The sequence below is a fragment of the Bradyrhizobium betae genome (genome assembly GCF_004123905.1).
Lineage (GTDB): Bacteria > Pseudomonadota > Alphaproteobacteria > Rhizobiales > Xanthobacteraceae > Bradyrhizobium > Bradyrhizobium betae_A.
Genome location: NZ_MZXW01000004.1, coordinates 315,395 through 341,480, shown reverse-complemented (window position 1 = coordinate 341,480; position 26,086 = coordinate 315,395). Strand labels below are relative to the sequence as shown.

Here is a 26,086-nt window from a genome sequence, read left to right as displayed (position 1 = left end):
GCGAAGGAGGTCGGCCCCCCAACCGCCTGCTAAACTCGCTTCTCCCATGCTCGCCTGATTACCTGCATCAAATAGCGCGACTGTGTGTGGGAGAGCGGCCACCGCCGTCCACCACGAGAACAGCGCCCGTGACAAATGAAGCCTCGTCCGACGCTAAAAACAGACAGCAGGCAGCAATCTCGGCAGGCGCGGCCATACGCCCCAGCGCGATCCGCCGTTCGACAGACCGGAATTCGGCATCGGCCGTCGTGTCATTCTGCTCCGCCAGCAATTGCATCTCGTAGGCGCTCATCGGCGTCCGCACCCAGCCCGGCGCTACCGCATTGGCGCGGATAGAATCGGCGCCGTGCGCGAAAGCCAGCGAGCGCGTATAGGCGACCACAGCCGCCTTGCTCGCCGCGTAACTCGTGCTGTCTGGACTCGCATTGAAGGCTGCGACGGAAGCGACGTTCACGATCACTCCTGCCTGCTGCTTCAAGAGAGGCAAGGCAGCGCGACACACCCGCATTGTTCCGGTCAGGTTGACGTCGAGCGTCCTCGCCCAGACATCATCTGATACGTCCAGCGGCTGGTCCGGAATAATAAGACCCGCGGCATTGACTACGATGTCGAGCCGTTGGCCACATCTTTCGATGGCCCGCACGATATCGGCGCTCTTCGTAACGTCGCCCGCGACCGCGTGCCCACCCGCCTCCGTAGCCGCCATCTCAAGTTCGGCGTCACCGAGGCCGAACAGCACGACGCGTGCACCGTTCTGCGCAAACGTCAACGCGGTCGCCCGACCGATGCCGGTCGCCGCTCCCGTGATCAATGCGGTTTTTCCCGCGAGCCGCGCCGTCATCCAAGCCCCCATTGCCGCTCCACCGCAAAGCCGGTCTCGGGCAGCGTGCTGCCGCCATCGACGATGATGGTCTGCCCGGTCATGTATCCCGCTTCGACGGAAGCCAGATAGAGCATCGCGTAACCGATATCGTCGGCACTCCCCATCCGACCGACCGGGACGAAACGCTCGAGTTTCGCTCGCGTCTCCGGCGCGCTCATCGTGCCGCGGCCCGGCTTGGCAATGAACCCTGCCTCGACGCCGTTGACGGTGATGCCGTCGCGCGCCAGTTCGAACGCCGCGCCGCGGATGAAGGCGTTGACGCCGGCTTTCGCCGCCGAGTAATGCGCGCCACCACCCATCGCAACACGCGCGGACACCGAGGACGTCACGAGAATGCGCCCAAAGCGGTTGGCGCGCATGTGCGAGATAGCGGCCTGCGCCAACCAGAAACTGGCATTGAGGTTCAGCGCCAGCGCCTCCTCCAGCTTGGCTTCGTCCAGTTCCTCCAGCGATGACCACGGACAGCCGCCAGCATTGTGAACGACGATGTCGAGACGGCCATATCGTCCTGCGACGCGGTCGACCATGGCGTGCAGGCTGGCACGGTCGAGCGCATCGAACGGCACGCAATGCACCGTCAATCCATTGATCGCAAGCTCCGCCGCGAGGACTTCCGCAACCTCCCGCGTGCGGTTGGCGATCACGACGGTGGCGCCGGCATCCGCCAGGCGCGTGACGATGGCCGCGCCAATGCCCCTGCCTCCGCCGGTCACGATGGCGATCCTGCCTGAGAGGTCGAAGGGACGCGGCATGGTCAGATCACTCCGGTCTTGCGCAGGAGATCGATGAAACCGACGAACACCGCGGTGTGCAGCGCAATGTCCGCATCCGACGTCGCCGGACACATCAGCAGCATGGTGTGGAACGGCGTGACCAAAATGCCCTCGTTCATGTAGAATGCGTGCAGCAACGTCTCGAGGCCGGCCTGCCGGCCGGCGATAACATCGGCGCCGCTGCGCGGCTGCTGCGCCATGAACATGATTTCCGCACGCGCGCCGATCTGGGTGACATGCCAGGGCAAACGATTGGCCTCGATCAAGCCACGGATCTCGTCGGCAAGCCGGGTCGCGGTCGCGATCATGCGGCTATAGTTCTCGTCGGTCAGCACCTTTTCCAGCACCGCGCGCATGGTTGCGACCGTCAGTGCGTTGCCGGCGAGCGTTCCGCCGAAACCGAGATGGGCGGATTGGCGCTCGCGCGGATTGACATGGGGCACTATGGCCCAGAGACGTTCGGAGATCTCCTGGTTCAGCCCGAACACGCCGGCCGGAATGCCGCCCGCGATCGCCTTGCCTGCGACGAAGATGTCGGGCTGCAGGGCGTGGATTCCAGTGTAGCCGCGAGGGCCGCAGGACAGCGTGTGGGTCTCGTCGATCACGAGCACCGTGCCGCTCCGCCGCGTCAGCTCGCGCAATGCCTGATGAAAGCCCGGATCGACCGGGATCATGCCGAAATTGGTCATCAGCGGCTCGGCCAGCACGCAGGCGACGTCGCCATGCGCAAGCGCCGCCTCGAGCGCCGCGACATCGTTAAACTCCACCACGCGCGTGACGGTGTCGTGATCGATTCCGTTGGGATGAATCATGTTCCGCAAGCCGACGCGGCCATCGCGGATTTCGACATGCGCCTCCTCGACGCCGCCGTGATAGCAACCCGAGAACACCAGCACCTTGGGACGGCCGGTGATCATCCGCGCGATCCGGATCGCCGCACGATTGGCATCCGTCGCCGAGGTCGTCAGCGTCCAATGCCGCTGCCCAAACCGGCGCGACAGCTCGGCACCGACCCACAGGCTGTCCTCGGTCGGCATCATCATCGTCGCGCCGCGCTTGAGCTGACGCAGTGCCGCGTCGATCACCGCTTCAGGCGCGTGGCCGCACATGCCGCCGGTGTCGCCGAGACAGAAGTCGATGTAGTCGTGGCCGTCGATGTCACGAATATGTGCGCCGCTGGCCTCGTCGACATAAACGGGGAAACCGCCGGCCCAACGCCGCATCCAGTGCGAAGGGCCGCCGTAAAGGAAGTGCCGCTTGCCTTCCTGCCAGGCGTCCGCGGAGCGCGGATGCATCTTGCGGAAGCGTTCCTGCTCGGCATCGATCAGGCGATCGATGACTCCGGCGCGCTCTTCGGTTGTGATGCTCATAGCGCGATCCAGGCGGTCTTGAGGTCGGTATAGGCATCGAGCGCGTGCAGCGACTTGTCGCGCCCGAAGCCGGATTGTTTGAACCCCCCCAGCGGCACGGTGATATCTGCCCCGCCATAGGCATTCACGTGCACGACCCCGGCATGGATGGCGCGAATCATGCGGTGCGCGCGCGAGAGGCTGCCGGTCCACACGGCCGACGCGAGTCCGTAAGGGGACTCGTTTGCAAGTGCCACGGCATTCTCCTCGGATTCGAATTGTGTCACGGCGAGAACCGGGCCGAACACCTCCTCGCGCCAGAGATTCATCCGAGGCGCGACATCAGCCAAGATCGCTGGCGACATGAAGTGACCGCCGCTATCCGCCAGGAGCTGCTCGCCGCCGATCAGTCGCCGAGCGCCCTGCTCCTGCGCCAGCGCAACGGCATCGAGATTGCGGCGCAATTGCGAGGTGCTGGAGATCGCGCCGATGTCCGAGGTCAGATCGAGGGGATCGCCGACCCTAAGGCGCGCGGTCGCGCTCAGCAGCTGATCCATGAACCGGTCGTAGATCGATGATTGCACCAGCAGCCGCGATCCGGCGACACAAACCTGGCCTGAATTCCGGAAGATGCCATTCGCCGACACTTTTGCCACGTGACTGATATCGGGCGCATCGGCGAAGACGATGTTCGGGGACTTGCCGCCGAGCTCAAGATGGACGCGCTTCAGGTTGGAGCGTGCCGAGGACTCCAGCAGCCGTCGCCCGACCGCACCCGAGCCGGTGAACGCCAGCGCATCGACATCCATATGCAACGCCAGCGCCTCCCCGGCCGAGGCGCCACGGCCGGTAACGACGTTAAGGACGCCGTCGGGCAAACCGGCCTCGCTGGCGAGCCGCGCCAGATACAGCAAACTGAGCGAGGCGATCTCCGGCGGTTTCACCACGACCGAATTGCCGGCCGCCAGCGCCGGCGCGATCTTCCAGGCGCCGATCATCAGCGGAAAATTCCAGGGCACGATCACGCCGACGACGCCGAGCGGCTCGCGATGCACGAGGCCGAGCACGTCGCGGCCGGTCGGCGCGATCTCGCCGTAGAGCTTGTCGATCGCCTCGGCATAGTAGCGGAAGGTGCCGGCAGCGGATAGCGGCTCCGCCTTGTAGGCCATGCCGATCTCAGTGCCGTTGTCGCGGACGCCGAGCACCGCGATCTCGAGCGCATGTTGCTCGATCAACTCCGCAAGGCACAGCAACACTTTCTTCCGATACGCCGGCGCCGACCGCGACCAGCCGCCATGGCTGAACGCCTGTCGCGCAAGTTTCACGGCCAGATCGATATCGCGGGTGTCACCGTCGGCAATGGTGGTCAGGCGCCGCCCATCGATCGGCGACAGCACGTCGAGCCGCGCATCACCGAGCGCATCCGTCGGCCGGCCACCGAGAAAGAGCTGCTGGGGCGGAATGACTGCCGACCTCAATTGATCGATCTGGACTTGCTGCATGTCGGCTGAGTTGTCCATTGGCATGAGCAGCGTCAGGTGCGCCGCTCGCATGGTCTGATCCTTGCCAAAACAGACGGCCGAGCGGCAATCAACCGATGGGTGGATGTCGTTCCGCAGCCGCCGCTCATAGCGTGCGACCAAGCCTTGATGTCCGGCCTTCTGATGCAGGCCCGTCGTTCCATTCTTCCCTCAGCCATCGGTGAGTGCTGCCAGGTCATGCCCGAAACCATGAAACCGCGAATCCTCCTGATCGGCACCGGCGACACCAAGGCCGACGAGCTACTCTTCATGCGCGACCGCATCACGCGGGCCGGCGGAGAGACCGTGATGATGGACATCAGCGTGCTCGGCGATCCGCCCTACCGCCCGCAGCACGACAAGCATGCCGTCGCCGCGGCCACGCAGACGACCATCGCCGCGATCCTCGCCAGCGGTGACGAGAACTCTGCGATGTCGGCGATGGCACGCGGTGCCGCCACCCTTGCCCGGGAACTCACTGAGGCCGACGCGATCGATGCGGTCATCGCCATCGGCGGCACCATGGGGACCGATCTCGCGCTGGACGTAGCGCTGGCGTTGCCGCTCGGCATGCCGAAGCTCGTGGTCTCGACGGTCGCATTCTCGCACTTAATCCCGCCGGAGCGGATCGCAGCCGATCTGATGATGATCCTGTGGGCCGGCGGCCTCTATGGCCTCAACGGCACCTGCACGTCGGTGCTGGCGCAGGCCTGCGGCGCCATCGTCGGCGCAGCGCGCAGCGCGATCCGACCGAAGAAGGACCGGCCCGTCGTCGCCATCACTTCGCTCGGCAAGAGCTGTCTCAATTACATGGTGGAGTTGAAGCCGCAGCTTGAACGGCGCGGCTATGAGGTCGTGATCTTCCACACCACGGGCATGGGCGGCCGCGCCATGGAATCGATCGCCGCGCAAGGCGGCTTTGCCGCGGTGCTGGATTTGAGCCTGCAGGAACTCGCCAACCAGCTCACCGGCTCGGTGGTGAATTCCGGCCCTGATAGGTTGGAGAATGCGGGCAAGGCCGGCATCCCGCAGATCGTCGCGCCCGGCGCCATCGACATGGTGGACTTTCCGGCTTGGCTGCCGACGCCGAAGGAATTGGCTGATCGTCCGTTCCACGCCCACAACCGCCTGCTCGCCTCGGCGACGTCGGGTCCGGACGACCGCCGCCGGATCGCACGCGCGATTGCCGAAAAGCTCGCGCAAGCCAAGGCGCCGGTGGCGTTCGTGCTGCCGGCAGGCGGCATCCAGCAATGGGACCGCGAGGGTGAGTCCCTGCACGATCCCGAAGGGTTGACGGCGTTCGTCTCCGAGATGCGCTCGGCCATCGCTTCCCCTGTGGAACTTCACGAGTTGAAGGAGCATATCAACCACCCCGCCTTCGCCGAGCGCGTGCTGCAGATTTTCGATCGATGGGTGGCGGCCGGCATCGTGCCGGCCGGCCAGGCCACGGCCGCCGCGTGAAACCGCCGCTCGCCCGCGCGCTGGTGCTGGATTTCGGCGGGGTCATCTCAAAGACCCTGTTCGAGACCCATGATTTGACCGAGCAGGCACTGGGCCTACCGCCCTGCACGCTGAAATGGCTCGGGCCCTTTGCGCCTGACACTGATCCTCTCTGGGCCTCCATGCAGCGCGGAGATATTTCCGAGCGCGACTACTGGCTGACGCGCAGCCGCGAGGTCGGGCACATGCTCGGCGAGGACTGGCAAGCGATGGACACGTTCGTGCAGCGCGCTCGCGGCGCCGATCCCGCAACCGTCATTCGTCCCGAGGCGGACCGTGCCATCCGCATGGTCGATGACGCCGGCTTCATGCTCGCCATCCTCTCGAACGAGCTCGATCTGTTCTATGGCGCGAGCTTCCGGCACCGACTGCCGATCCTGCAGCGTTTCGTTGCAATCGTCGATGCGACCCATACAGGTATCCTGAAGCCCGATCCGCGAGCCTACAAGGACGTGCTCGACAGGCTTGGGCTCGCCGCGGAGGATTGCGTCTTCGTCGACGACCAACGTCGCAACATCGCGGGCGCCGCCGCCTGCAGCATGCGAACCGTGTTGTTCGACGTCAGGAATCCTCGCGCGTCATACGGCGAAGCCTTGCGGCATTTTGGACTGACCTTCGACTGAGCCGAGAGAGACCATGCGCGACAAGAATTTCCTGATCGAGAACAACGCCAAGCCGATCTGGCATCCGATGGCGCATCCCGCCGAGATGCGTGCGCAGCCGCCCCGCATCATCATGAAGGGCGACGGCGTGCACGTCACCGACATCGACGGCCGCAGGGTGATCGACGCCGTCGGTGGGCTCTGGAACGTCAATCTCGGCTACAGCTGCGATCCCATCAAGCGGGCGATCGCGGACCAGCTCGATGCGCTGCCCTATTATTCCGGCTTTCGCGGCACCTCGACCGGCCCGTCGATCGAGCTCGCCTACGAGCTCACCGAATGGTTCAAACCGGAAGGTATGGTCCGCGCCTTCCTGACGTCAGGCGGGTCGGATTCGGTGGAGACCGCGCTGCGGCTGGCGCGGCAGTACTGGAAGATCAAGGGGCAAAGCGATCGCACCAAATTCCTGGCGCTGAAGAAAGGCTATCACGGCACCCATTTCGGTGGCGCCTCGGTCAATGGCAACGCCAATTTCCGACGCAACTACGAGCCGCTTCTTCCGGGAGTGTTCCACATCCCGGCGCCCTGGACTTACCGCAATCCGTTCAATGAAACCGATCCAGCAAAGCTCGCGCAGCTTTGCGCATCGGCGATGGAGGATGAGATCGCCTTCCAGGGCGCTGACACGATCGCAGCCTTCATCATGGAGCCGGTGCTCGGCGCCGGCGGCGTAATCGTGCCGCCCGATAGCTTCATGACGCTCGTGCGCGAGATCTGCGACCGTCACGGCATCCTGATGATCGCAGATGAGGTCGTTACCGGATTTGGCCGGACCGGCGCCTGGTCGGGCTCGGGGCTGTGGGACGTGAAGCCGGATATGATGACGATCGCCAAAGCCATCACCTCGGGCTATTTCCCGCTCGGCGCGACCATGATCGGCGACAAGGTGGCTGAAGCGTTCGAGGCCGACAGCACCGGCTTCGGCTCGATCGGGCACGGCTACACCTACTCCGGGCATCCGGTCGGCTGCGCCGCGGGCATTGCGGCGCTCGCCGAAACGAAACGCCTCAGGCTCGACGAGAACGCCGCCGCACGGGGCAAGGAGCTGGCCACCGCCCTCGAAGGGCTGAAATCGAAGCATGTGCTGGTCGGGGACGTCCGCTGCAAGGGATTGATGGCCGCGATCGAGCTGGTGGCCGACCGCGACAGCAAGAAGGTGATCGACAAGAAGCTGATCGCCAGGATCGCCGACGCCACCTACGAGTCCGGGGTGATGATCCGCGTCTCCGGGAACAATATTATCCTGTCGCCGCCCCTGATCCTATTGGCGGCCGATGTCGCGACAATCGTCCAAGGCATCGACGCCGGCCTGTCGGCGGCCACCTGATGCGACGCAGGCGATGGCCCGCGCGAACAGCGGCGTTCGTTCCGGTCAGCGCCGATTGCCGATCCCTGATCTCATCCCATCCGGCCAGACTGTGCGCTACGAGATCGATCCGTGCCTCGTAGAGTTTCCCGGCTGCCAGCAGCGTCACCACCGCCCGGCGTGTAAAAGGCTGTCCCGGCCGCAAGGCTCGTATCTCGTCCTTGGCATTCTCGTCGATGGTCATGGACACGACCCGCGCGGCGGCGTCGAACTTTCCGGTGCTGCGCAGCAGGTCGACGGCAGCAACAATCTCGCCCGCGGTCAGGCCGTCCATCGGATGGGACGCCGACGCCGGTGGAGAAACCCTGGTTTCCGCATGCAACGCCGGCATGATGACGATCTCCGCGGCAAGCACCGCTCCGGAGCCACGACGTCCGCGACATCAGGGCCATCCCGCTCCCCGATCCAACCGTCCGTCGCAGGCATACTCACAAAGGCGGCGGGATGAAGCCCCCGAGTGCCCGTTCGAGCAACTGGGCGAATTTCAGCGGCGTGCGGTCTTCGAGGTAAGGACCGACGATCTGGACGCCGGCCGGAAGCCCCTCCACCAGCCGCCGGGTCGGGATCGCAGTGGCCGGCAGGTTCGCTACCGTCACCAGGCCGGGCCACATCAGATTGTCCATGTAGTGCGACGGCTGGCCGTTCACGACGATCCGACGTTCGAACCCCGCAGCCATGTCCATCTGCGCGACATCATGCGGAAACGCGACCGTCGGCGTGATCGGGCACAACAGCACATCATAGCGCGTGAAGAACGCGCGCCAGGCGCGGAACAGCTTTTCGCGCGCCTCGGCGGCATCGGCGAACTGAGCGAGGCTCTGGCTCATCGCCTCCGCCACCATGCGCGGATAGCTGCCCTCCGGCGCAGCCTTACCACCTGCGATGATCTCATCGCGCGCCGGCGGCGGGACACCCACGCCGATGATACCGAATAACGTCTGCATGTAGACGCGAAAGCTCTCGGCCGGATCGATCGCCGGCCGCGCGGCGGTGTCGACTTTCACCCCAAGTCGCGTCAGGTCCTCGACCAACCCGTCGATCGCGGCGGCATATGCTCCATCCAGCGCATAGGCCTTCGCGTCATTCCAGACAGCAACCCGGAAGTCGCGCAAGTCCGTGTGCCGCGCCGGCGGCAACGCGAGGCGGTACGCCGTCCGCTTCAGCTCCGGCGCGCCGGTGATCAAATCGAGCATCAGTTCGAGATCGAACGCAGAGCGTGCCAACGGACCAACGACAGCGAGCTCGGGCTCCGACAAATGGCCAGGCGGCGGCGGGATATGTCCGTCAAGCGGCACGATGCCGTAGCTCGGCTTGTGGCCGTAGACCCCGCAGAAATGCGAGGGCACCCGGATCGACCCCCCGATGTCGCTGCCGAGCTCCAGCGGCGTGAAGCCGGCCGCCAGCGCCGCCGCCGAACCACCGGACGAGCCGCCAACGGTGCGGTCGCCATTCCAGGGATTGCGCGTCAGCCCGAACAGGGAGTTGCAGGACTGGTGGTCGGCCGCCGCCGGGGGTAGATTGGTCTTGCCGAAGATGATCGCGCCGGCCGCGCGCAGCTTCGCGACCGCGGCCGCGTCGATCGCCGGGCGATAGTCGCGCAACGCCTCGAGCCCGCAGGTCGCGGTCATGCCGGTGACGGCGAACGCGTCCTTGATCGTCATCGACACGCCATGCAGCGGGCCGAGGGAGGCGCCACGGGCCCGCGCCGCGTCCGCCTCCTTGGCCGATCTGCGCGCCCCCTCTTCGTCCAGCGCCACCACGGCGTTAATCCGTGGATTGAGCTGCCGCACCCGCGCAAGATTTTCGTCCAACAACTCGCAGGCGCTGATCCGACCTGTCGCGAGCATCTTGGCGAGATCGGCAGCCGTGGCGTAAGTGATCTCGCTCATCGCGGTGTCCCTTCCGCGCTGCAAACGGCAACGAACCGGCCGGCCTTGACCGCGGCGCAGTTCGCCCAAGGCTGCTGCGCGTTCGACGTGTAGATCCGGCCGTTGCGGAAGACCGTGTCGGCGAATGTCCTGTCCATGTGCATCAATGTCTCGGTTGGGAAAAGTTCTCGCCGCGCCGCACGCAGAGCGGTGAAGCACCGGCCGGCTTGATCAGCGAAGAGTTCGGCATATCGCGGTTACGAGCAATCCACCATCCGGTGGATGCTCTCGGCCGAGCACGTTTTGAACAGCAAAAGGCAGCCGTCAGTGAACCGCGATCATCGCGATTCCCTTCTGGCTACCCATTGCACGCTGCAGAACGGGCGGCGTTGCCGCCCGCTTTACTGGGAGAGCATCTTACTTTGTGAACGTCGGCCGCTTGGTCGGCGGCGGAGGCGCATCGGGTCCCCACAGTCGGAAGCTCAGATTGGCGAACACCGAATAACCTTTGGTGATCGCGGCGGTGTCGATGCCGGGCGGGCCGGCGGTGCCGCCGGACGCCGTCGAGGAGAATTCATGCGTGGCCCAGACCGTCAACGCAGCCGGCCCGAAATTGTAGCCGACCAAACCGCCGCCGGCCCAGTTGTTGTACCGGTTGACGTTGATCGCGTTGCCATAGAACGCGCTCGACTTGTCGTCGGTCACCTGGCCCGCATAATAGGCCACCGGCCCGAACGTCCAGTTGCCAATCGTCTTGGCGGCCGTGAATTCGGCGTGGAAGACGTCGCCGGAACGATAGCCGGTGATCGAGTTCGCGGTGTTGATCTCCTGGAACAGATTAGCCGTCAGATTCCAGCCGTCTTTCAAATAGGACACCACCAGTTCGGGCTGGAAGGTCCACCAGGGATTGCCGACACTGTTCAGTCCGGCTGGCCCGCTGATCGACCCGTTCGGCACATGGATACCGAGGCCGGTCTTGACGAAGAAACCGCTGTCGCCGAGCTTCCAGCTCAACTCCGCCGGCACGATGAACGTGTTATGCATGCCGGCCAGTTGGACGTTGATGGGCGAGCCGACGTCCGCCATGATCCAGGGCTGCACGATTACCGCATTATAGGTCGCGCCGAATAAGGTCCAGCCCGGCACCCACAACAGACCCGACGCTTCGACTGCGGAACGCGCCGGCGTCGCCGCGCCACCGACATTCGGCGCGCCGGGACCGACAAGGTTCGACTGATAGGTGAAAACCTGGTTGAAGCTGTAAAGACCGGGCGGCGGTGCGCCGGCCGTTCCGCCACCGAGCGTGATCCCGGGCTTTTGCGCAAAGCCCGAGGAACCAAACTCGAATGCATTGGCGCTGGTTGCGCCCGCGCTGACCGCGACAAGTGCCGCCGCAGCAATTCGTCCGTTGATCGTCATGTTGCCCCCATCCCCGTTATCGCTGCGTCGGTCACGTTCCGATCGACGACCGATTGCGCGCGGCGCAGCAGTTGCGGGCGAAATCTTGAAACGGGCCCTTGACCGGCGTTAGCCGGATTCGGCAAACGCGGAGCGGTGATGCGAAAATTCCTAAACTGATGCAGATAGAACACGCCGCACCGTGTGCGACGGCAGCTCGCCAAACAGCTGCCGATAGTTTTCGGTGAAGCGGCTCCAGTGCCAAAAGCCCCATCGCGCCGCAACATCGCCGATCGACACCGGCCGCCCGGCCGCTGCAAGCGCACGAAGCTCGCGGCGCACGGCGTTCAGCCGCAGCATGCGCAGATAATGCAAGGGCGTCTGACCGAGCGCATCCTGAAAGCAGCCCTGCAGCGTCCGGCGGCTGACGGCGACATGGCGGCACAGCTCGGCGATGCTCGGAGGATCATCGACATGCGCGAACACGTACTCCTTGATTCGATCCACAATCCGCTTTTGCGCGGTCACGCTGTTGACGTCGCTCCAGGCGTTTTCTGACAGAATGTCAGCGAGAGCATCAACGACGGTGTCTTCGAGGGACGCTCGCGCGCGAGCAAATCCGATCGCAGGTTGAAGTCGATCCCCCTGATCACAGATCTCACGAAAACCATGCTGGAGTGTCGATAGCCCGCCGGGCAATCCGCTGAAGCAATGATTCTGCTGGCGATGACCGGCGACGAAGTCGGCGGCCCGCCTCTCGCCGAGCGCTTCGAGCAACGACGCCAAGCGGTCCCGGGCAATCGCGATCGACACCACATCGAGCTGCGTCGGCGTCAGCAAGGGCGGCAGGTCCGCCCCGTCGCTGAGCAATACATTCGGAAAGGCCAAGGGCCGGCCGTTGAAATGCCCCGCGTTGGAGGCCGCCAGCGGCAGGCTGAAGACGAGTGAATCCGGCCAAGCCGAGCCCTGCTTGATCAGCGCCTGCGAGGTGGTTTCCCTGATGATCTCGAGACCGCCGAGCCGAATCATCACGAGGCGCCCGGCAAAACGCCCGGACGACACCTGGTCCGTCCGCAGGTCCCAGCCGTGGAAGCGGCCGGCATGGTCCGCCGCATCGACGGACTCCACCACCGACACACCGATGACGCTGCCAGACTCCATCTTGGAAACGGGTACGTCCGCCATGAAGCGCTCCCCGAGACCGAGCTTGGCGAGCGTGTCGAACGGTAACAATCAACCCTTGGGTGGACAGCTTGCGCACCACCGGAAACAAATCATGTCGGCGGCCGCATCGGCCTCAATAGCCAAGCGCTTGCAGCGTTGCTGGTCACAGCGGGAGCCGCTCGCCAACACTGCCGAAAAAGACGCCGATCTCGAAACTCTCTCACCGCGCATGCGGCTGCATCAACCTAATGGTGGATGGGATTCGTGGAGGCAGGACTCGGTGAGGCAAGGCTCAGCGAGGTCAGGCTCAGTGCGGCCGCGACATCAGCGCGACGACGGCCGAGCGGGTCTCGACACCGAGCTTCTCGAAGATATGGATCAGGTGCGTCTTCACGGTGGCGAGGCCGATATTCAGGCACTCGCCAATCTCGCGATTGGTCCGGCCGCAGCAGAGCAGCTCGACGACCTCGAGCTCACGCGAGGTCAGGCCATAGCGCGCGGGCTCGTCCGGCGAAGGCGCCAGGCGGCTGGTCACATTGAACTCGAGATAATCGTGGATCTTCTCGGCGATGTTCATGGTGCCGTCGGGGATCCTGCAGCCGGATCCCCAAAGCACGCTCATCCCCGCCACGATCCGATCGTTGCGGCGGAAGAAGAATTCGATTATGTCGGCGATACCACATTGTCCGGCGAAGGTGCGGTAGGTGAGCGCTTCCTTTGTGGCGCATTGACCGATGGTGACACTGAGCCGCGCAAACGGCTGATTGGTTGCGGAACGCGGATGCAGTGGATCGAGCCGGTTCATGCCGGCCAGATACTGGTCGTGAAAGCCCGACGGGACGCCGCTTGAGAGCACAAAGCGATTGAGATTGAGGTCGCTGTCGACCTCGTAAAACGCGGTCGCGCACCCCTCGAGTATCCCTCGTGCGAACTGGGCGGCCTGCGTCGTTGCCGGATCCGACCGGCCCAACCACGCAATCATGACCTACCTCCCGAATGTTTCTCCGATGGCGGACGTCTGCGCGTCGCATGGCCAGCAAAGCTGTGACAGACGCGCCGCTTAGTCAAGCAAATTACGGGCCAAGCAATTATCGAACACAAGCCTGATGCAGTTTCAGCCAAGTAACCAGTCGCAAGCCTCCACCATCCGGTTGATTGCCGGCCATTGGGCGCACGCTGAAGCTTGATGCTGTTTCCGAAGCGAATGCCGGACCAGGAATGAATGCGCTGCGTCGGAGACGTCCTCACTTCAATCGTCGAAATTCGCTGTTGATTTAGATCGTCGCCTGACCGGAGAGCGTTCAAAATCTGGAAATGCATCGATAGTGATTGGCTCCTGCGCTGCCGGTTCATCACGGCGCTTATGGCCGATTCAGCGATCGTGGTGATGTGAATCGCCTGACAGATGACGTTCGAACAATGGGCACGACAAGGTGAAAGTAGGGCCCTTCGTCCTAATGCACCGCATCTTCCAAAGATTCATTGACCGCTTGTCAGCCGCTGAGGATCTGGCCGGATTCTCTGATGCAATGTCCGTGACCGCTGCAGCCCTCGACCTATCTTGCTTCGCATATCTAGGGCTGCCCCGCCAACGGCACGGTAAACCACGCTTGATTACAACATATCCGGAGGAGTGGACCTCACATTACCTTAGAAGCCGATATGAGCGTATCGATGCGGTCATCACGCAAGCACTCCAAAGCCCGGAGCCTTTTCAGTGGGGAGTTGGTTTACCATCGCCCTTCGGTTCGCCTGAGCAACAGCGGCTTCTAGATGAAGCCTCTCAGTTTGGCATCCGAACTGGTTTCACAGTTCCCATTCATGACGGGCGTGGTCCGATTGCGGCGCTGACCTTTGCTGCCGACCAGCGGGAGGCGTCGTTTGAACTCTGTATCAACTCGCACGCCCGAGTCCTTCAGCTTATGGCAATATATTTTCATGCGCATGTTCGCCGTAAGCTCACTGATGAGCATAGGATAGGCGAGGTCCCTCTTTCTCCACGCGAATTCGAATGCCTCAAATGGGCTGCACAGGGCAAGAGTTCCTGGGAGATCGGACTCATCCTGGGTATCTCACGTCACACCGTGACCTCTTATCTTGATAGTGCGAAGGAAAAGCTGGGGGTGCGTACAATCGTGCAAGCGGCGACACGCCTGGCGGCTGCAAAAGGAGAAGAGCACAATTAAGGCGGGACTCCCCCCCTAGGGAGGGGAGGTGCCCCTGATCACGAAGCGAGTTTCCATAAGGCATGACAAATGCTGTTTGGAGGCAATTATGATTCAGCTTATCACCGAGCGATGCTATGGGGAATTTTCCCAAACTCTTGTCGCGATGCACCAGCTCCGCCATCGAGTTTTCAAGGAGCGGTTGGATTGGGAAGTCCACACCAGTGGAGATATGGAAATCGACAGTTTCGACGCGCTCCATCCAGCCTACCTTGTGCAAATAGCAACCGACGGGCGTGTACAAGGTTGCGTTCGACTCCTGCCTTCTGTCGGGCCTACCATGCTTCGTGATACGTTTCCCATACTTCTCGCAGGTCAAAGTGCACCCTCACAGCGCTCAATATGGGAAAGCAGTCGATTCGCACTGGATGTAGCGGCAGATGCTCCTAAGGGGAAGAACGCTCTAGCTTGCGCAACCTATGAATTATTCGCTGGCATGATCGAGTTCGGCCTCTCGCGAAAACTTACCGATATCGTCACGGTAACCGACGCTCGAATGGAACGAATCCTGCGCCGCGCCGGCTGGCCCTTACGACGCCTGGGCAACCCGTGCAACCTTGGAAATACCTTGGCCGTTGCTGGCTGTCTCGAGATATCCCCTGAGATACTGGCTGGGATCCGTTGCGCCGGTGGTTTCACCGGCCCCGTCCTTTGGGAACCGGTCATTCTCGCCGTCGCGTGACGCAATCGCGAGACAAGCAGTTCTGTTAGTTCTCAACGAAATTGCTGCCTGCAGCACGACGAAATGCATCCGTCCGCTTCGGAAATTGTGAAAACGAGAAAATGGACCAGTCACGGACGTCCCGGGAGCACGCGGTTGACCTGCAGCAGCTTCGATTTGCGGTAGCAGCCGCAGACTATGGGAGTATTCGGCAAGCCGCCGAGCTGCTGTCCATTCGACACTCAATCCTGAGCCGATCCATTCGTCAGCTTGAGCATCTGATCGGCGTTGCCATATTCGAGCGCTCGGGCGGAGGCGTAAAGCCAACGCCGGCTGGACGAAGCGTTCTGAGGATGGCCAGGTTAATTCTGGAGCAAGTCGATGTGCTTGTCGCAACGGCAAAATCGAATGGGCGAGGCGAAGCAGGCCGCCTTTCGATCGGCTTTTGCACCTCCATTTCCGCGGGAAATTTGCGAGCAACACTAACCGAATTCAAGAACCGATTGCCTCGAATCGAACTCGCAACCTTCGAGCGGTCACGAACACGTCTGGCAACTGCACTGCGCAACGGCACGGTCGATATTCTGGTCGTAACTGGCGAGGTGCCGCTGCTCGACAATAACGTTCGCCCGCTCTGGAGTGAGCGCATCCTGGTCTCCTTGGCGGAAGATCATCCATTGGCCACGCGCAGCGCAATCTATTGGACGGACCTCCGGAACGAGACCGTTCTATTGAGCCAGCACGATCCAGGACGCGAACTCGAGGATCTCCTGATATCAAAACTTGTTTCTCCTGAAGATCGCCCCAGGATCGAGCGTCATGACGTCAGCCGAGGCATTATTAAGAGCCTTATCAGCATGAAGCTTGGGATCAGTTTGGTCCTGGAATCAGATGTTGGCGCAAGCTTCGCTGGCCTGGTCTATCGCGAATTGCGCGATGGGACCGGGTCGACACGTTTTGATTTTGCAGCGCATTGGCGTGCCGACAATGACAATCCCGCCCTGGACGGCTTTCTCAAACTCCTGGCCGAACGTTATCCTTCGCTGACGTCTGGTGAATGAGTCATACGACGCCGTCTTGCAAATCCACGATCCGTGGCCATAAACCGCGCCAGCATGGGCGCGATGAGTTTATTCGGATCGCTGACCGGCTGCCCCGTTTCTCGCGCCAGGGCCGCTGCGTAAGCGACCAGATCTCGATGCACGGAAGCCGACAGTTCAAGGCTGACCTTAACTGGTCTTTCGTCTGGAAGCGCCCCAATCTTGAGCTTGGTCATTTCACCCTCGGTATGGCTCGAGAACGAGATCTCGATTGACAATCACCCGCACGGGGAATCCCGGGCGGATAGTCAACGTCGGCTGAATATTCAGACTACGGCGGACAACCTGCTGGCCGGTTTGATTCAGTGAGTCCCCTGCCCCGTGCCGCAAAGCCTGGATGATGGCACTGTCGTTGCTGTTGGTGTCGGAGCCTGCGCCGAGCTCGGTGCCGACAGCAAGCAGCGTCGAAAGGGCCGCGGCTTTGAGCAATTCGCCCCAATGGTTATCGACTTCGTCTTCGAGGCCGGCATATCCTGCCGCGTCTGCACCCGGTTGCCGCTCAAGAACAATCGAACGACCGTTCGGCATGATAAGGCGAGTCCAAACCAACAGGACGCGGGACTGGCCGAACGCGACCTGGCTGTCGTAAACGCCGATCAAGCGCGCTCCCTGCGGGATGAGCTGAAGGCGCCCGGTCGGAGAATCGAAAACGCTCTCTGTGACCTGTGCGGTGATCTGGCCGGGAAGGTCCGATCGGATCCCGGTGATCAGGGCTCCCGGAATGACAGTTCCAGCCTGCACGATATACGGTGAAGCCGGCCTGGTGACGCGGTCGGGGCTTACTGTACGGCGATCAACGGATGCGTTGACGAAGGCGAGCTTCCTGTCCTGACCGTTCTGCGCGGATCCGTCGTCGCTATTGGTGGTCGAGATCGATGGAGCATTGCGGTCGCTCCCCTGAGCCACGGCAGCAGGCGGACGCACTTCTCTCCCATTCGTCGAAGCGAACACATGGCTCACGCGGGCGGCCTCGGCCTCCTGGTCCCGACGCTGCTGTTCCATATCTGGAGCCGTCACTCCGATCGTCGGAGACTGACCTTGTGCAGCAAGAATTGGCCGTCCAAGGTCTCCAGGGAGGGGCGGACCAAGCTGCGGGATGGCTTGGCGCGGCACGCCTGCGTAATCCCTCGGCAGCACGGTAAGGCCATCGGCGACGTTGTGATGGTCGGTGCTATAGAGTTCATCGGCCGCCTGGTTTCGGGAGCGATTGCTCTGCAACGACCACAACACAGCTCCGCCGATGACAAGCAAGGCAACCGCGCTCCCTCCCGCCAGAACCTTCCGCGACAACCGTGTCACGCGCGGATGCTCTGCTCTCAACCGGAAGCTCGTAGACTGCTCGTCCTGTGTTTGCGGCGGAATCGCCTGCCCGTGGTCGTTTCCATTCTGGGCAGTCATGACGAGGGCCTCCCGTCAGTCCTGACAATTCTGACCTTCTGCTGGTGCTCACCACCGAGCCGCAGTTCTGCGGCTGCAAACAGCCGATCCACGATCAACACATTGCCGGAGGCGCGATAGTTGACGAGTTGGGTCTTGCCGTCGGGGCCGATGACGAAGAGCGGCGGCATCTCGCCTTGGACAATCCCTTGCGGGAATTCGACATAGACCTTGCGGCCGTCATCATACGCTGCAAGCGGTCGCCAGGGTGGCGTGTCCCCTTCGATCGCGTAACGAAAGACACGCTGGGCCGGTTCGGGAAGAACGGGTCTCAGCTTGACCGATTGCGATCGTTCGCGAACGGTTTCCGGATAATACCAGGCAACGGATGGCATGTATGGCCGCTCGCGGGAGCGGAGCTCGATCAGGTAGGTACGTCGGTCGGTGTTAACGACAAGGTTGGTTTCGATCGAAGCGCGTGTCGGCTTTACCAGGATGTGGACGCGCCGCGTGTCACCACTCCCGCTCTCGGTATCGCCCACAACCCAGCGCACGGTGTCTCCGGCCGCGATTGGTCCTGATCCCGTCAACAGCTCTCCCTCTTCGAGCGCAATATCCGTGATCTGGCCAGGCGCGGTGTAAATCTGGTAGAGCGCGCCGGGGCTGTACGCGTAGATCTGAGCCGCGTTGAAATATCCCTTTTTGCGCGGTTCGACGCGCGCCGCGCTGTTTGCGGTCTCAACTCGGCTCACAGGTTCGGGGTCTTCCTTCCCTCCCGACTTGCCGCCAACAACGGGTTTCCAAGGCGGTGGAACGTGAAGCGGCTGCGGTCTGTCGTCAAGGGACGCTGGAAGGGCGGGCAATGGCGGAACTTCGGCGTCATAGCTGATCTCGGGCGGTTTGTAGGTCGCGCACCCCCCGAGAGTTGACGTACAAAGCAGAAGAGCGGACAGAAACGCACGCTTAGAGGTCACGAATTTGGACCAAGTCACGTGGAGCTTGCTGTGCGGGATGGGCAGCTTTGAATGCAACTGAGACGTCGTTTTGGTCACTGACCCAACTCCTTTGACCAGTTGATGGCGCGTACGTAGACGCCAAGGGGATTCTTGCGAAGGCGTTCGGCATCGCGCGGCGTCTCGATTGTGATCGTGAGAATCGCGGTCCAGCGCTCGGTCGAACTCAACGAGCCGTTGTCGTAAATGCGTTGGATCCATGCGATTCGAAAACTTTCCGACGACGCGCGGATAACGCTCGAGACCTCGACGGAAATCTGCGCCTTACCCAACTTGGCAAAGGGATCATTGTTACGTGCAAAGTCGTTGAGCGCGGCCGCGCCGCGATCGGTCGTAAAATCATAGGCCCGAAGCCAATTCTGGCGCAGCACTATGCCGTCGGCCGGCAGGCCTCTGACGTCTTCGATAAAACGCGCCAAGTGGTAGGCGATCTGAGCGTCGGTGGGTTGATAGTCGATGTTGGCCGGGGCGACCCTTTGGGCCTGGCCGAGACGATCGACCTCGACCACCCAGGGCGTGATCGATCCTTGGCTCGATTGCCAAACGAGTCCCCCGGCGAGACCTGCCGACAGCATCAGGCAACTGAACGCCATCAAGCGCCAGTTTTTGGCTTGTACGCGGGCGGATCCGATGCGTTCATCCCATATCTGGGCTGCTTTTTGGTAGGGTGTGACCGGTTCGGGCATGCGCCCGTAATGAACGGAGGGTCGTTTGAACATGGATTATTGCCCCTGAGATCGAGTGGTATGGTTTGAAGACGTGCAGCGTCCGGGTTGCGGCGTTCTTGCCAGCGGCCGGTGTTGAAAGCGACGCTCGGCCATGTCAGCGCTCTCCTTCGGAAAGGTTGACGGAAGCGCCGCTCCCACCATGGTCGCCAGAACGAACGGCGTGGCCGGCCGCAGACGCGCCATGCCGAACGGTCTGGGCGCGTTTCATGCGCCGTGCCCAATCGGGTTGCCCATCCGCCGAAGCGTTCGCGGCCGGCTCACCCGTTTGTCCACTGTCGAATGCAGCCGCAGCTCGGCGCAATGGACTCACGGCAGCGGAAGCACCCCCTTCAGCCACGCCTGCAAGTCCACCGCTTCGATAAGCTGCGGATGCTCCGCTCAAGACGGCGCCGCCACTGCGCGCAGCACCTGCGATCGCTCCGCCGGCGAGGCCGGCACCACCAGCGGCAAGGCCGGCACCTGCCGCAACAACGCCACCAGCAGCAAGTCCCGTTCCAATCGCGGCGCCGGCGCCGAGTTGCGGTCCGCCGGACACCAGGCCATTTGCGATTCCCGGACCGAAGATACCGAGACCCAACAACGAGAGCGCTGCGAGTACGAGCGTCATCGCGTCTTCGATGGTTGGCTGTGCGCCGCCGAAGCCCGAGGTGAATTGCGAGAACAGCGTCGAGCCGATACCGACGATAACGGCCAAGACCAGGACCTTGATTCCGGAAGATATGACGTTACCCAAGACGCGCTCGGCCGCGAATGCGGTCTTGCCAAACAGACCGAAGGGTATGAGTACGAAACCGGCAAGCGTCGTCAGCTTAAATTCAATCAGGGTGACGAAGAGCTGGATCGCCAGAATGAAGAAGGCGAGCAGCACGACGACCCATGCGAACAAGAGGACGACGATCTGAACGAAATTCTCGAAGAAGCTGATGTAGCCCATCAGGTTCGAGATCGAATCGAGCAGCGGCCGGCCGGCGTCGAGGCCGACTTGAGCAATTCGTCCGGGTCGTAGGAAATCTGCTGACGACAGGCTTGCGCCGGATGCCTTCAGCCCAAGTCCCGCAAAGCTTTCGAAGACGATGCGCGCAAGATTATTCCAATTGCCGATGAGGTAAGCAAAAACACCAACGAAGAGCGTCTTCTTCACGAGGCGCGCAATAATGTCCTCGTCCGTTCCCCAACTCCAAAACAGCGCGGCGAGCGTGATATCAATCGCGGCCAGGGTCGTTGCGAGATATCCCACGTCGCCACCGAGCAACCCAAAGCCGTTATCGATGTAGCGCGTGAACGTTTCCAGGAATTGATCGATGACACCGGTGCCGGTCATGGCTTGCTCGCTTCAGGTATCGCGACGGATGGATACCCTTGCGGCATCCGGCTCTGGTCCTTTGGACTGGGCGGTCCGTCAGCGGCCGGATTACCTTGGCCGGAAACTGCGGCACCATCTTTTCTGCCAAAGAAGCGACGCTGGTTTTCGACCCAAATTTTATGACATTGCTGATAATCTGCCGCATCCTCCGAAGTGACGTTGCGGCAGCGGGCGAGATCGGAAACGTCGACGTCTGTGGTCTGCTCTGCCTTTGCCGACGAAGACGTATCTTCTCCACCACGCAGCTGGATCGTGCAGGCTGCGACGACCAGTATCCCGACTGATGTGAGCAGCGACAACGCCTTGAAGGGGCCTGTATCTGTCATTAGTGGAACATCCGCACGTCTTGGGATTGATAGCCCTGTCCCGGCGTCAGAAACCGCCGGAGTTGTTCTCGGCCCTGGTCTTGCGCGGTCGCGCGCTGCGCCGCCTCAAGGCTCTGCGCCCTGCCTTGTGCGGCCACTGTGGCGGTGAGATCGGCGAGTTGTTGCGCTTGAAGTGCAAGGATCTGATTGCCAGCCTGGGTCGCTTGCAAGGCTCCGCTGGCGCCCTGGCTCGACGTGACAAGCGCTGACGTCTGGATACGGTTGGTGTCGAGATTGCCAACGACGCCGGCCTGGACCCGGAGCGCGTCCTGCAGCGCAGCGACCGAATTCTGCCACCGCGATTGAGCGTTGGTGATCAACACCTGGCTCGACTGGCTGCCGGTGGCCGGCGCATAGTTGGTCGAGAACGCGCGATCGATCTGCTGGACGTCGTAGGCAATGCGCTGAGCCTGGGCCAGCAGCTGCTGGGTCCGCTGGATCGATGATTGGAGTTGCTGCAGCGATGAATACGGCAGGCTTGCGAGATTCTTCGCTTGGTTGATCAGCATCTGCGCCTGGTTCTGCAACGAGGTGATCTGATTGTTGATCTGCTGCAGCGCCCGCGCTGCAGTCAGGACGTTCTGGACGTAATTGTTGGGGTCAAAGACGATTGACTGCGCCCGTGCGGGCGCCGTGACGCCAAGCGTGAAGGCGACAGTCCCAGCGACCAGCAAAGACCTGAGACGGCTCATAGTGATCTCTCCAGATTGACGAGATTGGGGATGAGGTCAGTTGCCCAGGCGACGCCACGGTGCTGGAGCCAAGCGGGTACGAAGCCGTCACGTCCATGTTCCGCGAGCAGTTGCTCGATAGCAGCCTGGTCGGTCTTGGAAGAGGCTGCCGTAAAGGCAAGGGCAACTTCGCCGAGACCGAGTTCGAACATCCGGTTGCCGCGGCGAGACTGGCAGTAGTAGTCGCGCTTCGGCGTGGCCCGGCTCAGCAGTTCGATCTGTCGGTCGTTAAGGCCGAAGCGGCGGTAGATGGCTGATATCTGCGGCTCGATCGCCCGCTCGTTCGGCAACAACAGCCGCGTTGGACAGCTTTCGATGATCGCCGGCGCGATCGCGGAACCATCGATGTCTGAAAGCGATTGGGTGGCGAAGATGACGGACGCATTCTTCTTCCGAAGTGTCTTCAGCCACTCGCGAAGCTGGCCGGCAAAATCCTCGTCGTCGAGGGCAAGCCAACCCTCATCAACAATGAGAAGTGTGGGCCGACCGTCGAGACGGTCCCCAATACGATGAAAGAGGTAGGCCAGCACGGCCGGCGCCGCGCTCGTTCCGATCAATCCTTCGGTTTCAAACGCCTGGACCGAGGCCTCGCCAAGGCGCTCGAATTCGGCATCAAGCAGGCGTCCGGATGGACCGCCCAGGCAATAAGGTTGCAAGGCACGTTTCAGGGCGTTCGATTGCAGGAGGACCGACAAGCCGGTCAGGGTGCGTTCCTGCATTGGCGCCGACGCGAGTGACGTCAGCGCCGACCACAGATGATCCTTGACCTCCGGGGTGATCTCGATCTTTTCCCGTGCCAGGATCGCGCCGATCCATTCCGTGGCCCATCCTCGCTCCGAGGAATCGTCGATCCAGGCCAGCGGTTGCAGGGCGACGCGGTTTTCATCTCCTTCAGACAATGCACCGCCCAGATCGTGCCAGTCGCCATCCATGGCGAGCGCGGCGGCCCGGATCGAACCGCCGAAATCGAACGCAAAGACCTGAGAATTCGGGTAGCGGCGGAATTGCAGCGCCATCAGCGCTAACAACACCGACTTGCCAGCACCTGTCGGTCCCACCACGAGGGTATGGCCGACGTCGCCGACGTGGAGGGAGAATCGGAATGGGGTCGATCCCTCGGTCTTGCCAAACAGGAGTGGCGGACCCTTGAAGTGTAGATCCCTCGCCTCGCCCGCCCACACGGCCGACATCGGGATCATATGGGCGAGGTTGAGGGTCGAAACCGGCGGCTGCCGCACATTGGCATAGACATGTCCCGGCAGGCTGCCGAGCCAGGCTTCGACGGCGTTCACCGTCTCGATCATGCAGGTGAAATCGCGGCCTTGAATGACTTTCTCGACCAGCCGCAGCTTTTCGTCGGCTGCACCGGGATCGCCGTCCCAGACGGTGATGGTTGCGGTGACAAAGGCTTGTCCGATCTGATCCGAACCCAGTTCCTGCAAAGCTGCGTCGGCGTCGATGGCTTTGTTGTGGGCGTCGGTATCGAGCAGCGTCGACGCCTCGTTGGTCATGACCTCCTTGAGAATGGCGCCAATCGACTTTCTCTTTGCGAACCACTGGCGGCGGATCTTGGTGACGAGCTTGGTGGCATCGGTCTTGTCGAGCATGATCGCGCGCGTCGACCAGCGATACGAAAACGCCAGGCGATTCAGATCGTCCAAAATTCCCGGCGTCGTCGAGCCCGGGAAGCCGACAATCGTGAGAACTCGAACGTTGGCCGAACCCAACATCGGCTCGAGCCCACCGGTCAGCGGCTGGTCGGCCAACAGCGCATCAAGGTACATAGGAATTTCGGGCACGCGAACGCGATGACGCTTGGTCGAAATCGTTGAGTGCAGGTAGGTCAGCGTGGCCTGGTCATCGAGCCAGGTGCATTCGGGCATGAACCCTTCAAGGAGTTGAAGCACGCGGTTGGTTTGATCGGCAAATCCGCGGAGCACCTCGCGAGCGTCGGCTCCAACGGTGCGATCGCGCCCCTCATAGAGCAGTCGCTCCGCCTTGGCGGCTCCCTCCTCCGGTGGCAGATAGAGGAAGGTCAGGAAATAGCTGGATTCATAGTGGGCGCCTGCCTCCTCGAATTGTGCTCTGCGCTCGGCGTCGACCAGCGCAGATGCGACATCCGGAAAGGTGTTCGGCGGGTAAGCACCTGCAAAATGGCGCTGCGCCTCAACGAATACGGCCCAGCCGGATCCCAGACGACGCAAGGCATTGTTCAGACGCCCTGCGACGGCGACAAGTTCAGCTGGCACCGCACTGTCGAGGTCGGGGCCCCGGAACTTTGCTGTCCGCTGGAACGAACCATCCTTGTTCAGGATAATTCCCTCGTCGACCAGGGCTGCCCAAGGCAGGAAGTCCGCAAGACGAGCATTGGAGTGGCGATATTCGGCGAGATTCATCATGACTGGGAGCTCAGAGGTTGAGATGACCGGGAATGCGCAGATGTCGGCGCACCACATCGACGAAGGCGGGATCGCGCTTGGTGGCCCAGACGGCGGCCATGTGGCCGATGAACCAGAGGACGAGACCCGCGATCCACAAGCGCAGCCCTAGTCCAAGGGCGGCCGCCAATGTGCCGTTGACAATCGCGACCGCCCGCGGCGCACCGCCCATCAGAATCGGCTCGGTGAGCGCGCGGTGAACGGGCACGACAAAACCTGCGACCGGGTCGTCCATCAGATCACCATGCCGCCGCCGAAGGAGAAGAACGACAGAAAGAAGCTCGAGGCCGCGAACGCGATCGACAGTCCGAACACGATCTGGATCAGCCGCCGGAAACCGCCGGACGAATCGCCGAACGCGAGCGTGAGCCCGGTCACGACGATGATGATGACAGCGATGATCTTGGCGACCGGACCTTCAACCGACTGCAGGATCTGATTGAGTGGCTGCTCCCACGGCATGTTCGAGCCAGCCGCCCATGCCGGCGCCGTCATCAAAAGAGCCAGGTTCGAAACGGCTAGCGATGCGGCTGTTCGAAGAAAACGCAATCGTGGACGCATGTCAGTCTCCTGCTGGTGAAAGGCTGTAGTCGCCGGCGGCCCCAAGCCCCATGACAAGGGCGAGTTCGGCGAGGCGACGGTCCGCGCCGCGACCCGCGAGCACGGCGACGAAGTTGATGGTCTCGGCGATCAGGGCACGCGGAACCGTGATGACGGCTTCCTGGATGAGTTGCTCGAGCCGCCGTAGCGCGCCGAGTGCGGTGCCGGCATGGATGGTGCCGATGCCGCCGGGGTGCCCGGTGCCCCAGGCCTTGAGCAGGTCGAGTGCTTCGGCCCCGCGGACCTCCCCGATCGGGATGCGGTCAGGGCGCAGTCGGAGCGAGGACCGAACGAGGTCAGACAGCGTCGCTACGCCGTCCTTCGTCCGCAGCGCGACAAGATTGGGCGCCTTGCATTGCAGTTCACGTGTATCTTCGATCAGCACGACCCGATCGGAGGTCTTGGCCACCTCGGCCAGAAGCGCGTTGGTCAACGTTGTCTTGCCGGTCGACGTACCGCCAGCGACGAGTATGTTCTTACGCACAGCGACCGCATTCCTCAGGGCCTTGGCTTGCTCCGAGGTCATGGTTCCCGCGGCGACATAGTCGTCGAGAGTGAACACGGCGACGGCGGGTTTACGGATAGCGAAGGCAGGAGCCGCAACGACTGGAGGTAACAGGCCTTCGAAACGTTCGCCGGTTCCGGGCAATTCTGCGGAGACGCGTGGTGAGCCAGCGTGCACCTCGGCGCCTACGTGGTGCGCCACCAGACGCACGATGCGCTCGCCGTCCGCCGCAGACAAAGTTTCGCCAGTATCAATGAGGCCGCTCGACAGCCGGTCGATCCACAACCGTCCATCTGGATTGAGCATCACCTCGACGATCGAGTCATCTTCCAGGTAGCCCGCAATGGCGGCGCCAAGCGCGCTACGCAGCATTCGCGCACCGCGCGATAACGACTCCGATTGAAAAGAATGGATTGCCACCGCCGCCCCCACCGAATGAGGACGTTTAAAGAGCGTCCTCAGATAGGGATGATTAAGAAAGCCACCAATCGACTTAG

The 26,086-nt window shown here is 62.4% G+C and carries 26 protein-coding genes; 6 read left to right on the top strand and 20 right to left on the bottom strand.

Translation table 11 applies throughout. The annotated features are described in order from the left end of the window. Window positions 1–67 precede the first annotated feature (67 nt). From B5V03_RS01745 to B5V03_RS01730, 4 genes are read right to left on the bottom strand one after another with little or no spacing between them, the layout of a single operon-like run. Window positions 68–841 carry an SDR family NAD(P)-dependent oxidoreductase gene (locus tag B5V03_RS01745; RefSeq protein ID WP_129267542.1) on the bottom strand — a complete coding sequence of 258 codons (774 nt, stop codon included), beginning with the start codon at window positions 839–841 and terminating at the stop codon, window positions 68–70. Continuing rightward, window positions 838–1,635 carry an SDR family NAD(P)-dependent oxidoreductase gene (locus B5V03_RS01740; RefSeq protein WP_129267541.1) on the bottom strand — a complete coding sequence of 266 codons (798 nt, stop codon included), beginning with the start codon at window positions 1,633–1,635 and terminating at the stop codon, window positions 838–840. Before B5V03_RS01740 ends, B5V03_RS01745 begins: the two co-directional genes overlap by 4 nt. A gap of 2 nt (window positions 1,636–1,637) precedes the next feature. After that, a complete protein-coding gene (locus tag B5V03_RS01735; RefSeq protein ID WP_129267540.1) occupies window positions 1,638–3,026 on the bottom strand; it encodes a transaminase in 1,389 nt (462 codons plus the stop codon). Then, window positions 3,023–4,507 carry an aldehyde dehydrogenase gene (locus tag B5V03_RS01730; RefSeq protein WP_129267682.1) on the bottom strand — a complete coding sequence of 495 codons (1,485 nt, stop codon included), beginning with the start codon at window positions 4,505–4,507 and terminating at the stop codon, window positions 3,023–3,025. Before B5V03_RS01730 ends, B5V03_RS01735 begins: the two co-directional genes overlap by 4 nt. A gap of 216 nt (window positions 4,508–4,723) precedes the next feature. Between B5V03_RS01730 and B5V03_RS01725 the strand changes: the two genes are divergently transcribed. Genes B5V03_RS01725 through B5V03_RS01715 form a run of 3 tightly spaced genes read left to right on the top strand, consistent with a single transcriptional unit; the run spans window position 4,724 to window position 8,014 of the window. Next, window positions 4,724–5,986 (top strand): Tm-1-like ATP-binding domain-containing protein, encoded by a 1,263-nt coding sequence (locus B5V03_RS01725; protein WP_129267539.1) that lies wholly within the window; start codon window positions 4,724–4,726, stop codon window positions 5,984–5,986. After that, on the top strand, window positions 5,983–6,648 hold the full coding sequence (locus B5V03_RS01720) for an HAD family hydrolase (RefSeq protein WP_129267538.1): 666 nt from the start codon (window positions 5,983–5,985) through the stop codon (window positions 6,646–6,648). Before B5V03_RS01725 ends, B5V03_RS01720 begins: the two co-directional genes overlap by 4 nt. 13 nt (window positions 6,649–6,661) lie before the next feature. Continuing rightward, entirely contained in the window at window positions 6,662–8,014 is a 1,353-nt protein-coding gene (locus B5V03_RS01715; RefSeq protein WP_129267537.1) for an aspartate aminotransferase family protein, read from the top strand. Here the strand turns inward: B5V03_RS01715 and B5V03_RS42985 are convergent. The 5 genes from B5V03_RS42985 to B5V03_RS01690 form a co-directional block, all read right to left on the bottom strand. Further along, on the bottom strand, window positions 7,926–8,327 hold the full coding sequence (locus B5V03_RS42985; RefSeq protein ID WP_433995324.1) for a hypothetical protein: 402 nt from the start codon (window positions 8,325–8,327) through the stop codon (window positions 7,926–7,928). The two genes, B5V03_RS01715 and B5V03_RS42985, sit on opposite strands and share 89 nt — an antisense overlap. A 154-nt stretch (window positions 8,328–8,481) precedes the next feature. After that, window positions 8,482–9,942 (bottom strand): amidase, encoded by a 1,461-nt coding sequence (locus B5V03_RS01705; protein ID WP_129267535.1) that lies wholly within the window; start codon window positions 9,940–9,942, stop codon window positions 8,482–8,484. Between the two features lie 396 nt (window positions 9,943–10,338). Then, window positions 10,339–11,340: a SphA family protein gene (locus tag B5V03_RS01700; RefSeq protein WP_129267534.1), complete on the bottom strand. Its 1,002-nt coding sequence runs from the start codon at window positions 11,338–11,340 to the stop codon at window positions 10,339–10,341. Window positions 11,341–11,490: 150 nt separating this feature from the next. Further along, window positions 11,491–12,504, bottom strand: coding sequence for a helix-turn-helix domain-containing protein (locus B5V03_RS01695; RefSeq protein WP_129267533.1), 1,014 nt, complete (start codon window positions 12,502–12,504; stop codon window positions 11,491–11,493). A 286-nt stretch (window positions 12,505–12,790) separates the two neighbouring features. Further along, the gene (locus B5V03_RS01690; protein WP_129267532.1) at window positions 12,791–13,465 is read right to left on the bottom strand and encodes a response regulator transcription factor; all 675 of its coding nucleotides are present in this window, start codon (window positions 13,463–13,465) and stop codon (window positions 12,791–12,793) included. A gap of 475 nt (window positions 13,466–13,940) precedes the next feature. Here B5V03_RS01690 and B5V03_RS01685 point away from each other — a divergent pair, with 475 nt between their 5' ends. The 3 genes from B5V03_RS01685 to B5V03_RS01675 all read left to right on the top strand — a co-directional run bounded on the left by B5V03_RS01685 (window position 13,941) and on the right by B5V03_RS01675 (window position 16,430). Further along, window positions 13,941–14,669 (top strand): LuxR family transcriptional regulator, encoded by a 729-nt coding sequence (locus B5V03_RS01685; protein ID WP_129267531.1) that lies wholly within the window; start codon window positions 13,941–13,943, stop codon window positions 14,667–14,669. Window positions 14,670–14,757: 88 nt separating this feature from the next. After that, the gene (locus tag B5V03_RS01680; RefSeq protein ID WP_129267530.1) at window positions 14,758–15,390 is read left to right on the top strand and encodes an acyl-homoserine-lactone synthase; all 633 of its coding nucleotides are present in this window, start codon (window positions 14,758–14,760) and stop codon (window positions 15,388–15,390) included. Window positions 15,391–15,491: 101 nt separating this feature from the next. Next, on the top strand, window positions 15,492–16,430 hold the full coding sequence (locus B5V03_RS01675; RefSeq protein ID WP_129267529.1) for a LysR family transcriptional regulator: 939 nt from the start codon (window positions 15,492–15,494) through the stop codon (window positions 16,428–16,430). On the opposite strand, the gene B5V03_RS01670 is transcribed toward B5V03_RS01675, so the two are convergent. The 11 genes from B5V03_RS01670 to trbB all read right to left on the bottom strand — a co-directional run bounded on the left by B5V03_RS01670 (window position 16,403) and on the right by trbB (window position 25,961). Continuing rightward, window positions 16,403–16,645 (bottom strand): DUF2274 domain-containing protein, encoded by a 243-nt coding sequence (locus B5V03_RS01670; protein ID WP_129267528.1) that lies wholly within the window; start codon window positions 16,643–16,645, stop codon window positions 16,403–16,405. The genes B5V03_RS01675 and B5V03_RS01670 overlap by 28 nt on opposite strands. A gap of 1 nt (window position 16,646) precedes the next feature. Then, on the bottom strand, window positions 16,647–17,867 hold the full coding sequence (locus B5V03_RS01665) for a TrbI/VirB10 family protein (RefSeq protein WP_129267527.1): 1,221 nt from the start codon (window positions 17,865–17,867) through the stop codon (window positions 16,647–16,649). Continuing rightward, on the bottom strand, window positions 17,864–18,898 hold the full coding sequence (trbG, locus tag B5V03_RS01660) for a P-type conjugative transfer protein TrbG (RefSeq protein WP_206736106.1): 1,035 nt from the start codon (window positions 18,896–18,898) through the stop codon (window positions 17,864–17,866). Before trbG ends, B5V03_RS01665 begins: the two co-directional genes overlap by 4 nt. Further along, window positions 18,895–19,578, bottom strand: a complete 684-nt coding sequence (gene trbF / locus B5V03_RS01655) for a conjugal transfer protein TrbF (protein ID WP_129267526.1) — start codon at window positions 19,576–19,578, stop codon at window positions 18,895–18,897. The genes trbG and trbF overlap by 4 nt, the downstream gene beginning before the upstream one ends. A 103-nt stretch (window positions 19,579–19,681) precedes the next feature. Next, window positions 19,682–20,908: a P-type conjugative transfer protein TrbL gene (gene trbL, locus B5V03_RS01650; protein WP_129267525.1), complete on the bottom strand. Its 1,227-nt coding sequence runs from the start codon at window positions 20,906–20,908 to the stop codon at window positions 19,682–19,684. Next, window positions 20,905–21,276 carry a putative entry exclusion protein TrbK-alt gene (trbK-alt, locus tag B5V03_RS01645; RefSeq protein ID WP_129267524.1) on the bottom strand — a complete coding sequence of 124 codons (372 nt, stop codon included), beginning with the start codon at window positions 21,274–21,276 and terminating at the stop codon, window positions 20,905–20,907. Before trbK-alt ends, trbL begins: the two co-directional genes overlap by 4 nt. Next, window positions 21,276–22,007: a P-type conjugative transfer protein TrbJ gene (gene trbJ / locus B5V03_RS01640; protein WP_129267523.1), complete on the bottom strand. Its 732-nt coding sequence runs from the start codon at window positions 22,005–22,007 to the stop codon at window positions 21,276–21,278. Before trbJ ends, trbK-alt begins: the two co-directional genes overlap by 1 nt. Then, window positions 22,004–24,445: a conjugal transfer protein TrbE gene (gene trbE, locus B5V03_RS01635; RefSeq protein ID WP_129267522.1), complete on the bottom strand. Its 2,442-nt coding sequence runs from the start codon at window positions 24,443–24,445 to the stop codon at window positions 22,004–22,006. The genes trbJ and trbE overlap by 4 nt, the downstream gene beginning before the upstream one ends. A 10-nt stretch (window positions 24,446–24,455) precedes the next feature. Then, window positions 24,456–24,719: a VirB3 family type IV secretion system protein gene (locus B5V03_RS01630; RefSeq protein WP_129267521.1), complete on the bottom strand. Its 264-nt coding sequence runs from the start codon at window positions 24,717–24,719 to the stop codon at window positions 24,456–24,458. Continuing rightward, on the bottom strand, window positions 24,719–25,045 hold the full coding sequence (locus B5V03_RS01625) for a TrbC/VirB2 family protein (protein WP_129267520.1): 327 nt from the start codon (window positions 25,043–25,045) through the stop codon (window positions 24,719–24,721). Before B5V03_RS01625 ends, B5V03_RS01630 begins: the two co-directional genes overlap by 1 nt. Window position 25,046: 1 nt before the next feature. Continuing rightward, a complete protein-coding gene (gene trbB, locus B5V03_RS01620; protein ID WP_206736105.1) occupies window positions 25,047–25,961 on the bottom strand; it encodes a P-type conjugative transfer ATPase TrbB in 915 nt (304 codons plus the stop codon). Window positions 25,962–26,086 lie beyond the last annotated feature (125 nt).